Source organism: Methyloradius palustris (genome assembly GCF_019703875.1).
GTDB lineage: Bacteria > Pseudomonadota > Gammaproteobacteria > Burkholderiales > Methylophilaceae > Methyloradius > Methyloradius palustris.
This window is the reverse complement of record NZ_AP024110.1, coordinates 1,860,396-1,873,565: the sequence shown is the minus strand read 5'-3', so window position 1 is coordinate 1,873,565 and position 13,170 is coordinate 1,860,396. Positions and strand designations below refer to the sequence as shown.

The window sequence follows — 13,170 nt, the reverse complement described above, 5'->3', positions numbered from 1 at the left end:
TGAGCGATGATGATGTCTAATCCGTCTGAAAAGAATCCACGCCATTTAAGTCAGCAAGCGGTAGCCATTGCTTATGAAACCGGTGATCTTGCCCCACGTGTAGTCGCCCGTGGGCGTGGGGCAGTGGCCGAACAAATTATCGAACGCGCAAAACAGCATGAGATATTTGTGCATGAATCTAAAGACTTGGTTGCTTTGTTGATGCAGGTTGATTTGGATGACCATATCCCACCTGCACTTTATCGGGCTATCGCGGAAATTCTGGCTTGGCTTTATCGTGCAGAACAGCAAGCCTCAGAAGGGGGCGCATCTTATAGCGATAATAAGCCACCTGAATACAATATTATTTCGCAGCCTTTACTCGCACAAAACACTGATGAACCTGAAGTTACTGAGTAAAGCTTATATTTAAGCCCCAGATTTAACCTTAGATTTGCATGTTCATGATGTCGCTGTATGCGGCGACTAATTTGTTGCGTATTTGCACAGTGGCTTGAAAAGTGATGTTGGCTTTTTGACCTGCAATCATGACATCAGAGAGGCTGACTTTATCGTCACCCAGCACAAAATCCTTACCCATTTTTTCGGCGGTGAGTTGGCTCTGGTTCACTTGGTTGAGTGATGACTTTAATGCTTCTGCGAAATCTACTCGCTTGGTTTCTTGCGTTTGCCCAGCACCCATGAGGCTATTGAGGCCACTTGCTGGTTTAGCTAATGCTGAGACATCAGTGCCTGGGCTTTGCGCAGCAGCTTTCATCTGCGCCAGCATGGACTGGATTCTGTTTGAATCAATCGCATTGATTGTCATGATCATCACCTACGCGTTAATAACTTGAATGCTAATGTAGCACCGTGCAAATTAAGCAAGTCATCAAATAAGCTGGTGAATATCGCTCTATTCCAACATTTAAATTTTCTTAGCGCTATGATAATAGCTCCAATAGGTAATTTGTGTACTAAGCCTGTGAACCCTGCAGGCGACACTTAAATTTGGAGAGTTATCATGGCAGCATCACCTGAAGTAGCGCTAGGAAATGGAAACCTGATGGGTTTCAATACAGCACTGCTCGGTAATAGAATCATGCTGGTTTTGGGCTTGGCTGCAGTAGTTGCCGCTATGGTGGTCTTGTGGTTATGGAGCCAGCAACCAGATTATCGCGTTTTATTCTCTAATTATGCAGATAAAGACGGTGGTGCCATCGTCTCGGTACTTGAGCAGATGAATGTGCCCTATAAATTCTCTGACAGTGGTACAGCGATTCTAGTGCCATCTAACCAAGTGCATGAGCTTCGCCTTAAACTAGCAGCGCAGGGCTTACCACGAGGCGGCAATATCGGTTTTGAATTACTTGAAAACCAGAAATTTGGTGTTTCACAGTTTGTAGAGCAGGTTAATTTCCAACGTGCGCTTGAAGGTGAGCTTGAGCGCAGTATTCAATCTATCTCCGCAGTTGAAGTTGCCAGAATCCATCTGGCCATCCCTAAATCCTCAGTGTTTGTTCGTGATCAATTGAAGCCTACTGCCTCAGTATTGCTTAATTTACGGGCAGGGCGTGTTCTTGACCAGCAGCAAGTCAGTGCAATCGTGCATCTGGTGGCAAGTAGCGTACCTGAGCTAAGTGCTGCTGATGTTACCGTGGTTGATCAGAACGGTAATCTGCTTTCAGACTCCAGTAAGAAAACGGCTAACAATCTAGACCCTAGCCAACTCAAATATGTAGATGACTTGCAGCAGAATATAGTCAAACGTGTTGAATCGATTATTTCGCCTATCGTAGGCTCAAAAAATGTACATGCCGAAGCCAGTGCCGAAGTTGATTTCTCGGTACAAGAACAAGCGGCTGAACTTTACAAGCCTAACCAGACACCAGATGCGGCTGCGATTCGTAGCATGCAGTCTAACGAATCAAAAACCACAGATGCTAATGCTTCAGGCGGAGTTCCTGGCGCTTTATCTAACCAGCCACCTGCACCTGCTACAGCCCCATTAGTGACTAATCCGCCTGCAAATGCGGCAGCGGGAGCAACTCCTGCGAACACAGGCACAGGCGCAGCTACACCAGACCCAACCCCGCTCAATACGCAGAAGAATGTCACCACGAATTATGAAGTGGACAAAACTATCCGATATACGCAACAACCCATGGGTGGTGTTAAGCGCTTAAGTGTTGCGATTGTGGTGAATCACATGCAGTCAGTCGATGCCAAAGGCAAAGTAACCAGCCGTCCATTGACCGACGATGAAAAAACACAAATCAGTGATCTGGCAAAACAGGCGATGGGTTTTAATGCCGACCGCGGTGATACCCTCACAGTGGTGAACAGCTCATTTGTGGCTGACCCACGTGATGTATTGCCTGAAATTCCTATGTGGAAACAGCCAGAAAATATTGAGATGGTGAAAGAGTTTCTGAAAGTTGGGATTGCAGTTGTCGTGATTATTCTGCTGTACTTACGCGTGATGAAGCCAATGTTACGTAAATTGACACCTGAGCCAAAAGCGCTTCTGGCAACAGCATCAGATGAGGATACAATCGTTAATCTGGGTGCTAATCCACAGATTCAGGCTAGGCAGCCTACAGTCAGGGCCTATGAGCAGAATCTTGAAGCTGCAAAGCAACTGGCAAAAGAAAATCCGAAACTAGTCGCCAATCTCGTTACAGGGTGGGTAAGTAGCAATGAGTGAAGCTGGCATTATGAAAAGCGCAGTATTGATGCTCGCCTTGGGTGAGGATGAAGCTGCGGAAGTCATGAAATACTTATCGCCACGCGAAGTGCAAAAACTTGGCACGGCGATGGCAGGTATGAATTCAGTTGGCCATGAGCAGCTGCAGGAAGTTATTGATGAGTTCTTGGATGAGGCTGATAAAAAAAGCTCGGTCGCCCTTGATTCAGATGACTATATCCGCTCAGTCCTCACCAAAGCCTTGGGCGATGATAAAGCCTCAGGCCTGCTAAATCGTATCCTGCAAAATAAGGACTCTAGCGGTATCGAGAGCCTGAAATGGATGGATTCACAGACCGTTGCTGAATTCATCAAAAACGAACATCCACAGATTATTGCCACCATTCTTGTTCACCTGGAATCAGATCAAGCTTCTGATGTCCTTGGCCATTTTACTGACCGCTTGCGCCAAGACGTCATGCTCAGGATTGCAACACTAGACGGTGTTAAGCCAGCGGCGCTCAGAGAGCTGAATGATGTGCTGGCAAAACTGCTAACAGGTAATGAAAGCCTGAAAAAACAGCAAATGGGCGGGGTAAAAACAGCTGCGGATATTATGAATTACATGAGTGGTGAGAATGAGTCATCGCTGATGGAAGGCCTGAAAAGCTACGATGAAGACATGGCGCAGAAGATCATGGATGAGATGTTTGTCTTCGACAATATCCTCGAGATTGATGATAAGGGTATCCAGGTCATGCTGCGTGAAGTGCAGTCTGAAACACTGATTGTGGCTCTCAAGGGCGCCACTATTGAGATCCGCGAGAAGATATTCAAGAACATGTCTACCCGCGCAGCCGAGATGATGAAGGAAGATCTAGAGACCAAAGGTCCTGTGCGCCTCTCAGAAGTAGAATCACAGCAGAAACAAATTCTGCAAATCGTCCGTCGCTTGGCAGATGAAGGCCAGATCATGTTAGGTGGTAAGGGAGACGATACTTTTGTCTAACGCGACCATTCCTAAAGAAAAGCAAACCGCTTACCAGCGTTGGGAGCTCTCGTCTTTTGCCTCTGACCCTGCATTGGAACGGAAAAACTTAGGCGTTGTTAAAAAAGCAGAGCCAGATCCGCATGAAACTAAAAAGCTTGCAGATATTCTTGAGAATGTGCGCAAAGAAGGCTTTACCAAAGGCATGCAAGAGGGCTTTGCCGTGGGTATGGAGCAGGCACAGGCGGAAATTCAAGAAGAGCGTGAAAACATGCTTGCCCTGATTCATGGCTTTGATGATGCACTGCAAAAAATGGATGAGCATATTTCTGAAGACATCCTCGCCTTGGCATTGGATATCGCTAAAGCCATGTTGAAAACCAAGCTCCAGGTCAATCCAGAAGTCGTGATTCCAATTGTTCGCGATGCCATTCGCTATCTGCCTCATTTGCAGAGTCCAGGCCGCGTGCTGGTGAACCCTGAAGACGCGAAATTGCTCAGGCAATACATGGATGATGAGTTGAAAGAATACCGTTGGCAGATCCAGGAAGACCCAAGCGTGGAACGCGGCGGTTGTATCGTTGATACTCAGGCCAATCAAATCGACGCGACCAATGGCACGCGCTGGAGAAGAATCACTGACGCGCTGTCGCAACAGGATGATTGGCAAGAGCCACACGAGGCTAGAAAATGAGTTTCGCCGCCGTACACCAGCAGCGTTGGCAACACTACATGAATGATTGTAGTGAGATCATTGATATTGTTGAGCCGCTTGAAGTAGCTGGCCGCATCACAAAGTTAACAGGTCTTGTCATGGAAGCTGTGGGCATCAAGCTACCAATCGGTAGTGCTTGTATCGTTCCGCTGGCAGAAGGCCGCAAAGTTGAAGCCGAAGTAGTGGGTTTCGATGGCGAGAAATTACTCTTGATGCCACAAAGTGGTGTTGAAGGCATTACGCCAGGCGCAAAAGTGTATGCCATGGATGTTTCAGAGGCCTTACCCAAGCCAAGTAATACCAGCATGCCGCGCAGAAGAAGCCAAGACAGGGCACGCCACCTACCCGTTGGTGAAGGTTTATTAGGCCGTGTGGTAGATGGTGCAGGCAAGCCATTGGATGACCTAGGCCCGCTACAAACTGAAGCTAGTAGTCCGCTGAATACCAGGCCACTTAATCCACTGCAGCGTGCCCCGATTGAAGTAGTGCTTGATGTCGGTGTGCGCGCAATCAATAGCATGTTAACCGTGGGGCGCGGCCAGCGTATGGGCTTGTTCGCGGGCTCAGGTGTGGGTAAGAGCGTATTGCTGGGCATGATGGCACGCTATACCAATGCCGATGTGATTGTGGTCGGCTTGATTGGTGAACGTGGCCGTGAAGTGAAAGAGTTTATCGAGCAGATTCTTGGTGTAGATGGCCTTGCGCGTTCAGTGGTTGTCGCAGCGCCAGCCGATGTGCCAGCCCTGATGCGTTTGCAGGGCGCTAGCTATGCCACAGCGATAGCCGAGTATTTCCGTAGCCAAGGCAAACACGTCTTGTTGATTATGGACTCACTCACACGCTACGCTATGGCTCAGCGCGAAATTGCTCTTGCAGTAGGCGAGCCGCCAGCCACTAAAGGCTATCCGCCTTCAGTATTTGCAAAACTACCAGCGCTGGTTGAGCGTGCAGGCAACGGTAAGCCAGGCGAAGGTTCAATCACTGCTTTTTATACCGTACTGACTGAGGGTGATGACCAGCAAGATCCTATTGCGGATGCTGCTCGTGCAATTCTGGATGGACACATTGTGCTAAGTCGTAGCCTTGCAGAAAGCGGGCATTACCCTGCGATTGATATTGAGCAATCCATCAGTCGAGCGATGCATACGATTACTAGCCCTGAACACCAGAAGCTATCAAGAAAATTAAAGCAGCTTAACTCACGGTATATGCGTAGTATTGACCTCATTAATGTAGGCGCTTATGAGGCTGGTAGCGATAGAATTCTTGATGAAGCGATACTCAAAAATGAGCGCATTGTGGCTTTTCTGCAGCAGGATATTGCCGAGCGCGCGAATGTTGAAGAAAGTATCATGCAATTAGCAGATGTATTGGAAACGGTAGAAGCTTGATGCAAGTAAAGCATGTTGATTTAAGACTACGGCCTAAATTTAACGGCAACAAGTTAAACGGAAACGAATGATGGCGATACAACCACAAGTGCTTGATACATTAAAAGAGTTGGCTGCTAAAGAGCTGGATGCAGTGGCGGAGCGTTTAGCCAGCCTGAATAAAGCGTTTGATGAAGCGAATAAAAAGCTTGTAATGCTGCATGAGTATCGCAATAGTTATCTGGAGAAATTTGATAGTGCCGTTAAGTTGGGGCTAGGAGCTGAGAGCTATATCAATTACCAGAATTTTTTGCATAAGCTTGATCAGGCGATTGTTGGGCAAAAAGATAGTGTGGATTACGCACACCGCCAAGTATTGATGCAACGGGAAGTATGGCAAGAAAGCCAAAGAAAGAAACTGTCTTTTGAAGTGCTGTCTGACCGTGCTGACCAGCGAATGCACAGGCAAGAGTTGAAACAGGATCAGAAGTTGATGGATGAGCATGCCATGCGGCATGGAAAATTCAACCGATAGTAATTTCGATACTAACTTACGTTGGGCTATGACCTAACACATCAGGCCAAATTTTAAAGATTAAGGATGAAATCATGCAAAACCTATCATTACAATCGCCACAGAATTCAGCATTAACAAAAATGTCGGCACTAAGTAAGCAGGATTCCACTGCCAATAGTGCCGCGAATGCCGATGCAGGGCCTGCATTCAAAGACGTGCTTTCTAATCAGGTGCGTAGCCAGCAATCAGAAACCAAACAGCTTAGCCAAACCAAGACGCAGTCTGCCCAAGGTATTACCAAAGCCACACCGCCTAAGCAAACGCAAAGTGTAGACGCAAAGCCTGCAGAACAAATCAAGGATAAGAATACTGCCGACGATAGCAAAATGCCTGCCGTGCAAGATGGTGCTGCTCTGACATTGGAAGATTTGGATGCGGCGAAAAAAATCAAAAAGCTGGCAGAAAGTGCTGAGTTAGACATTAGTAAGGCTGATGCACCATCGCCACAGCCATTACCAACTGATGCGGCATTGGCAGCATTGAGTATCCCTGTTCAAGCCACTATCGCACCCGTTGAGGCAAGACATGGCGTGCTGGCGAAAGATGATAAGCTCGCCGTAGATGTATCAAATAGTGCTTCTGTGGCAGATACACTGGAACCAGATACAACCCAAAAACTTGGCTTGTCGCTTAAAGAACAGGCCGACCTAACAAAATCAGGCGCGGCGACTACAAAAGCTGATTTGTCAGACTGGGTTGATAGTGTGTTGCCCAACCAGGCTAAGCAAGCAGACGCTTCATTAGCCGCTACCAAGTTAGGCGCCGCTGCACTACAAGAATTAACTGCTAAATCTGTAACGAATAATGTTGTGCCTAATATAGCCGCGACGACAGCACTTAACCCCTTGAATGCCATGCAGGCCGCAAGCAGCAATATTATTAATCCCACCCCTGGAAAAACTGGCTGGGATCAAGCCATTGGCCAGAAAGTGGCATGGATGGTTGGCTCTGGAGAACAGTCAGCTACCTTAACGCTTAATCCACCAGATTTAGGCCCGTTACAGGTAGTGATCCATGTACATAATGACCAGGCAGATACCACATTTATTTCAGATAATTCAGATGTGCGCCGTGCATTGCAAGATGGCTTATCAAATCTTAAGGATATGTTGAGTCAGTCTGGCATTAATCTTGGCCAGGCAAATATTAACTCAAGCCAGCAGCAAGAGCAGCAGGCGCGGCAATCTAGTAGAGATAGTAGCATTAGCAATCAAAATGGTTTCACTACGACAGAGGCTGATGCTAAACCAACGCTGGTGACTCGAATAAGTAATGGCCTGGTAGATACCTTTGCCTGATATAGCAGCAAAAGGCGGTATGATTTTTTGACGGGTGCTATACCCATGACCTTCCAAAACCCTAAACTTAGATATGAGCTAGTTTAGTCACGCTTATCAACACATCTTATTGCACCGTTTTTTTTGATAATATGATTGCTTCATAATAAAGAAGCGTACCGAGGGCAATCAAATGGCACAAGATGCTGAAAAAGAAGAAATAAAACCAAAGAAATCCAGTAAAAAGCTGATTGTGATCTTGTTGGTATTAGTATTAATAGCAGGCGGTGGCGGGGCTGCTGCTTGGTATTTTATGACGCAGCAACATAAACCAGATGAGCATAAGCCAGTAGAGGCAAAGGTTGAAGCACCTAAGCCACCAGTGTTTTTAACGCTGGAGACTTTTACCGTGAATCTGCAACCAGACCCAGAAACGCAGTATTTGCAGACAGACATTACTTTGAAAGTAGGTTCTGCTGAAACTGGAGAATTCTTGAAGTTGCATATGCCAGAGGTGCGTAATCGTTTGCTGCTGCTGTTATCCAGCAAAAAAGCCTCTGATTTGTTAACGCTTGACGGTAAAAAAGCGTTATCAACAGAAATTATCGAGCAGCTTAAAGAGCCGTTCAATGCAGGTGATAAGCCGCAAGAAGTGCTGGGTGTTTCATTTACTTCGTTTGTAGTTCAATAATTGATAGTGCAATAGCTTAAGGGCGCATAAATAGAATCATGGCTGATAATTTTTTATCTCAAGATGAAGTCGATGCCTTGCTTAAGGGTGTGGGCGGTGATCAGGATGAAGAACAGCCTGAGATAGACCCATCCGCCGTTAGAAACTACAACCTCGCAACACAAGAGCGGATTGTCCGTGGGCGTATGCCCACGCTTGAGATTATTAATGAGCGCTTCGCTAGATTATTGCGTATAGGCTTGTTTAATTTTATGCGCCAAACAGTCGAAATCTCTGTAGGCCCTGTACGTGTTTCCAAATATAGCGAGTTTATTCGTAACTTGGTTGTGCCAACCAACCTTAATCTAGTACAAATGCATCCATTTAGAGGCACTGCACTGATGGTATTTGACCCATCTTTAGTGTTTGCGGTTGTCGATAACATGTTCGGTGGTGATGGACGATTCCATACTAGGGTGGAAGGCCGTGATTTTACGCAAACTGAGCAGCGCATTATTCAACGCGTGTTGGCTATTGTGCTGGAAAACTATGAGAAAGCTTGGGAGCCAGTACATGCTGTCAAGTTTGAGTATTTGCGTTCTGAAATGAATACGCAGTTTGCCAATATTGCTACGCCAAATGAAGTCGTGGTTGCGATCACTTTTAGTATAGAGATGGGCGCAGCCAATGGTGAAATACACATGTGTTTCCCATATTCAATGATAGAACCTATCCGCGACATGCTGACTTCTACCCTGCAAGGTGAAGTATTAGGGGTTGATAAGCGTTGGGTCAGGCTGATGACGCAGCAGATTCAAATTGCTGAAATCCAGTTGGTTGCCGATTTAGCAAAAACAGAAATGACGTTGAGCCAAGTACTCAATATGAAAGTAGGCGATGTCATCCCGCTTTCGATTTCAGATGATATTGAGGCTAAGGTGGATGGCGTGCCTGTGATGTCATGCAAATACGGTATGTTTAACGGCCAATATGCGCTAAGAGTAGAGAAATTGTTAAGGTCGAACTCGACTGAATACATTAAAGGAGAAAATAATGGCGAACAGTCCTGAAGAGATGGAAGCGACAGAAGCAGCCGCAATAGCGGAGGACGATTGGGGTGCCGCCATGGCGGAGCAGCAAGAGTCTGACGCTTCTGCTTTGCAAGCAAAGCCAGCCCAAGCACAAGTCTTTACCGAATTTTCTGCCAAGAATAAATTGGCTGATACGCAAAACGACATAGATTTTATTCTTGATATCCCTGTTCAACTCACGGTAGAACTGGGGCGCACCAAAATCGCCATCAAGAACCTGCTGCAACTCGCACAAGGCTCGGTAGTTGAGCTTGATGGCATGGCAGGCGAGCCGATGGATGTATTAGTCAATGGTTGCCTAATTGCGCAAGGCGAAGTTGTGGTGGTAAACGATAAATTTGGTATCCGCCTGACGGACATCATTACGCCAGCCGAGCGTATTCGCAAGATTAACAAATAAGCCGAATTCACTGAAGTTTACTCATGTTACCCAAGCTCGCCAGATTCGTTTGCCTGCCATTATTGACCTCACTGATTTCCATACTAGTTGTCAATGATGTGCTCGCCGCCACCGTCAATACACCAACGCCAGCAACGAGTGCATTGAAGATGATATTGGGGTTGGCAGTCGTGCTGGGTATCATGGCGCTGATTGCTTGGGCCTTAAAGCGGTTGACCCCAATTGGTAATAGTCAGACATCAGTCGCAAAGATTGTTGGGGGTGTTAGCGTGGGCACGCGTGAGCGTGTCGTGGTCATAGAAATAGCCGACCGCTGGATAGTAGTAGGTGTGGCACCAGGGCAGGTGAATGCGCTTGCTGACATTGCAGCTGGTTCTATTGATATGCCAACAAGCGACACCACAAACCCGCATGGATTAATGTCTCACCCCTTTGCCAAATGGTTGAAAAAATCACTGGATAAGCCAGAAAATAATGAGTTACGTTGATATGTTGATGCAGACGCTTAAACGCTACTCAAAATTGCTCATCAAGCCGCAAGTGCTGTTGGTTTGTATTTTAGCGTTATTGCCTGCGGTCACTTGGGCGGCTGAAGTCGCTGGCTTACCCATGGTAAATGCATCACCAACAGCTGGTGGTGGGCAAAACTACACCTTGAGTTTGCAGACACTGATTCTGCTGACCTCACTGTCATTCTTGCCCGCAGCCTTGCTGATGATGACAGGGTTCACACGGATTATTATTGTCTTATCTTTACTACGCCAGGCGCTCGGTACGCAATCGTCACCGCCAACACAGGTGCTCGTTGGCCTTGCTTTATTCCTGACCTTTTTTGTGATGAGCCCAGTGCTGGATAAAATCTACACAGAAGCGTATCAGCCATTATCTGAAAATAAAATCACTATGCAAGAAGCCTTGGAAAAGGGCAGTGTGCCACTGAAAAACTTCATGCTGAAACAGACGCGAGAAAGTGATTTGGCTTTGTTTCTTAAAATGTCGCAAACTCCACCAGTAGAAAGTCCTGACCAAATCTCATTGCGTGTCTTAGTGCCAGCCTTCATGACCAGTGAGTTAAAAACTGCCTTCCAGATTGGCTTTGCAATTTTCATCCCGTTCTTGATTATTGATATGGTGGTGGCTAGCGTACTGATGTCGATGGGCATGATGATGGTTTCACCATCTATTGTGGCTTTGCCATTCAAGTTAATGCTTTTTGTCTTGGTGGATGGCTGGCAGTTGTTGCTTGGTTCTCTAGTCCAGAGTTTTTATTAGTGCAACGTTTATGAGGGAACAATGACATGACTCCAGAAGGCGTAATGACGATTGGCCGCCAGGCCATGGAGGTCACATTGCTAGTTTCCGCACCCATGCTTGTCACCGTGCTTGCTATTGGTTTGGTCGTCAGTATTTTCCAGGCCGCCACACAAATCAACGAGGCCACTCTTTCATTCATCCCTAAATTGATCGGTGTATTCGCGGTTTTAGTCATTGCGGGTCCGTGGATGCTGACTGTCCTCACAGATTATATGCGATTGATGTTTACCAGCTTGCCCATGATGGCTGGCTGACACGCTTTTCATGAGGGGATATATATTGGCTTACGGCGATCCATCTCCTAAATTTCTTAAATAACTCCCTGAATCTAGATTAAGCCAATATGGTCTCAATTAGCAGCGACATGCTCCAAACCTGGGTGATTGGCCTTTTATGGCCATTGACACGTGTGCTGGCGATGATTTCCGTTGCACCAATATTCAGTCATGGCGCAATCCCCAATATGGTCAAGCTTGGCCTAGGCCTGGTGATTACACTGGCCATTATGCCCATGCTACCGACCCCGCCTATGTTTGATATTTTGTCATTTCAGGGTTTGTTGATATTAGCCCAGCAAATACTGATTGGATCTGCCATTGGTTTTAGCATGCGTATTATATTTTCTGCGGTAGAAATGGCGGGTCAGATGATAGGCACAACAATGGGTTTGGGATTTGCCACTTTTTTTGATCCTCAGTCACAAGGCCAAAGTAATGCAATTAGCCAGTTTTTGCTATTGCTTACGATGCTGATATTCCTGAGCATAGACGGGCATTTAATCGTCATTACGGCGCTTGCACATAGCTTTATCACCATGCCTATTACTACAAGTGCAGGCATGGGTATGGATTTTATGAAAATGGCGATGTGGGGGGGTAAAATTTTTAGTGCAGGCTTATTGCTTTCACTGCCAGCAGTTGCTGCCTTGCTAATTGGCAATATGGCGCTAGGGATACTGACCAGAACTGCACCTCAGCTCAATATTTTCGGGATTGGTTTCCCAATCACTATTAGCATCGGCTTTATTGTGCTTGCACTTACTTTACCTGCTATGTTGCAACCGATTCAACAAATCATGCAGGAAGGGATTGTAACGATGAATCTGATCGGGGTGCCTAACAGCACACCACCCTAATAGCTTAAGGCCGTTAGGGTGGTGTGAGAAGTTATTTCAGGTAATTGAATAATGACAGATTGGTCACTTGTACAAATGACTGTTGAGCCGCCTCAAGTACCGTCTTGTTCTTAGTTAAATCTGTGACGGCCTGCGCATAATCCAAATCTTGCAAGCCAGACAAAGTACTTGCATATTGCGTGGCTATATCAGTGCCTGCAGTGTTCAGGTTATCTATCTCACTGAGGTTTGAGCCCACTTGCGAGCGCACTGCTAGAAGGCCATCAAGAGAACTGCCCAGTGCTGTATTGGCACTTGCTAAACCAGTGGTTAATGCATCACGTGTTGCCTGGTTTGTCACGGGTGTTTCAAGTAGGGTTGCCAGATTACTCAGTGTTGCAAATACATCAACACCGTTCGCATTAAATATCTGTGAGCCTGCATAGTTTGCTGGCATGGTGCGCTCAGCGGATACCTGTATGTTAGCCTGGCCGCTATCGCCAGCGTAAGTAGCACCTGTAGCTGTTTCAGTGTAGGGCTTGGTGCTGGTTTGATAGCCTGCGAAAATGTAATTGCCAGAAGCATCTTTGCTGTTAGCAACGCCGACTAATTGGCCAAGTGTGCTACGGATTTGCGCTGCCAGATCTGCTCGTTGAGAATCAGAGTATGCTGCATCGCCTGCACTGACGACGGTTGATTGGGTTGAAATCAACAGGTCGCTAATGCTATTAAGCGTAGTGTCCACATTCTCCAAATTAGAAGTGATCGCACTGCGATTATTGGCATATTGCGTATTTAATGTTTGCGCCTGTTTAACTTGTAGTGCGCGCGCCGCCGCAACAGGGTCATCAGAAGGCTTCAACACACGTTTCATGGTTGAAATCTGTTCGAGCAGTCTTGATTGATCTGATGTCAGATCATTGATTTTTGAAATGCCGTTGTTGTAAAGGGTATTGGTGCTAATGCGCATGATCGTTTCCTAAGCTAGA

General features: G+C 46.5%; 16 protein-coding genes. 14 read left to right on the top strand and 2 right to left on the bottom strand.

Annotation, left to right across the window (positions count from 1 at the left end; all coding sequences use genetic code 11):
* Nucleotides 1-9: 9 nt before the first annotated feature.
* On the top strand, nt 10-399 hold the full coding sequence (locus tag ZMTM_RS09015; RefSeq protein WP_404804706.1) for an EscU/YscU/HrcU family type III secretion system export apparatus switch protein: 390 nt from the start codon (nt 10-12) through the stop codon (nt 397-399).
* Between the two features lie 28 nt (nt 400-427).
* On the opposite strand, the gene fliE is transcribed toward ZMTM_RS09015, so the two are convergent.
* On the bottom strand, nt 428-808 hold the full coding sequence (gene fliE, locus ZMTM_RS09010) for a flagellar hook-basal body complex protein FliE (RefSeq protein ID WP_221763564.1): 381 nt from the start codon (nt 806-808) through the stop codon (nt 428-430).
* A 195-nt stretch (nt 809-1,003) separates the two neighbouring features.
* On the opposite strand from fliE, the gene fliF reads away from it, so the two are divergent.
* From fliF to fliR, 13 genes are all read left to right on the top strand, one after another.
* On the top strand, nt 1,004-2,686 hold the full coding sequence (gene fliF / locus ZMTM_RS09005) for a flagellar basal-body MS-ring/collar protein FliF (protein ID WP_221763563.1): 1,683 nt from the start codon (nt 1,004-1,006) through the stop codon (nt 2,684-2,686).
* Nucleotides 2,679-3,674 (top strand): flagellar motor switch protein FliG, encoded by a 996-nt coding sequence (fliG, locus tag ZMTM_RS09000; RefSeq protein ID WP_221763562.1) that lies wholly within the window; start codon nt 2,679-2,681, stop codon nt 3,672-3,674. Before fliF ends, fliG begins: the two co-directional genes overlap by 8 nt.
* Nucleotides 3,667-4,347, top strand: coding sequence for a flagellar assembly protein FliH (locus ZMTM_RS08995; RefSeq protein ID WP_221763561.1), 681 nt, complete (start codon nt 3,667-3,669; stop codon nt 4,345-4,347). The genes fliG and ZMTM_RS08995 overlap by 8 nt, the downstream gene beginning before the upstream one ends.
* Nucleotides 4,344-5,759, top strand: a complete 1,416-nt coding sequence (gene fliI / locus ZMTM_RS08990; protein ID WP_221763560.1) for a flagellar protein export ATPase FliI — start codon at nt 4,344-4,346, stop codon at nt 5,757-5,759. Before ZMTM_RS08995 ends, fliI begins: the two co-directional genes overlap by 4 nt.
* Before the next feature lie 67 nt (nt 5,760-5,826).
* Nucleotides 5,827-6,273, top strand: a complete 447-nt coding sequence (gene fliJ / locus ZMTM_RS08985) for a flagellar export protein FliJ (RefSeq protein ID WP_225906998.1) — start codon at nt 5,827-5,829, stop codon at nt 6,271-6,273.
* Nucleotides 6,274-6,347: 74 nt separating this feature from the next.
* On the top strand, nt 6,348-7,613 hold the full coding sequence (locus ZMTM_RS08980) for a flagellar hook-length control protein FliK (protein ID WP_221763559.1): 1,266 nt from the start codon (nt 6,348-6,350) through the stop codon (nt 7,611-7,613).
* A gap of 172 nt (nt 7,614-7,785) precedes the next feature.
* A complete protein-coding gene (gene fliL / locus ZMTM_RS08975; protein ID WP_221763558.1) occupies nt 7,786-8,283 on the top strand; it encodes a flagellar basal body-associated protein FliL in 498 nt (165 codons plus the stop codon).
* Nucleotides 8,284-8,321: 38 nt separating this feature from the next.
* A complete protein-coding gene (gene fliM / locus ZMTM_RS08970; RefSeq protein ID WP_221763557.1) occupies nt 8,322-9,332 on the top strand; it encodes a flagellar motor switch protein FliM in 1,011 nt (336 codons plus the stop codon).
* Nucleotides 9,316-9,753, top strand: coding sequence for a flagellar motor switch protein FliN (fliN, locus tag ZMTM_RS08965; protein WP_221763556.1), 438 nt, complete (start codon nt 9,316-9,318; stop codon nt 9,751-9,753). The genes fliM and fliN overlap by 17 nt, the downstream gene beginning before the upstream one ends.
* Nucleotides 9,754-9,776: 23 nt before the next feature.
* A complete protein-coding gene (gene fliO / locus ZMTM_RS08960) occupies nt 9,777-10,241 on the top strand; it encodes a flagellar biosynthetic protein FliO (protein ID WP_221763555.1) in 465 nt (154 codons plus the stop codon).
* A 7-nt stretch (nt 10,242-10,248) separates the two neighbouring features.
* Nucleotides 10,249-11,025 carry a flagellar type III secretion system pore protein FliP gene (gene fliP, locus ZMTM_RS08955; protein WP_221765660.1) on the top strand — a complete coding sequence of 259 codons (777 nt, stop codon included), beginning with the start codon at nt 10,249-10,251 and terminating at the stop codon, nt 11,023-11,025.
* Between the two features lie 26 nt (nt 11,026-11,051).
* Nucleotides 11,052-11,321, top strand: coding sequence for a flagellar biosynthesis protein FliQ (gene fliQ / locus ZMTM_RS08950; protein WP_221763554.1), 270 nt, complete (start codon nt 11,052-11,054; stop codon nt 11,319-11,321).
* A gap of 89 nt (nt 11,322-11,410) precedes the next feature.
* Nucleotides 11,411-12,202: a flagellar biosynthetic protein FliR gene (gene fliR, locus ZMTM_RS08945; protein WP_221763553.1), complete on the top strand. Its 792-nt coding sequence runs from the start codon at nt 11,411-11,413 to the stop codon at nt 12,200-12,202.
* 31 nt (nt 12,203-12,233) lie between these two features.
* Here fliR and flgL read toward each other — a convergent pair whose 3' ends face one another.
* Entirely contained in the window at nt 12,234-13,151 is a 918-nt protein-coding gene (gene flgL / locus ZMTM_RS08940; RefSeq protein ID WP_221763552.1) for a flagellar hook-associated protein FlgL, read from the bottom strand.
* Between the last annotated feature and the right edge of the window lie 19 nt (nt 13,152-13,170).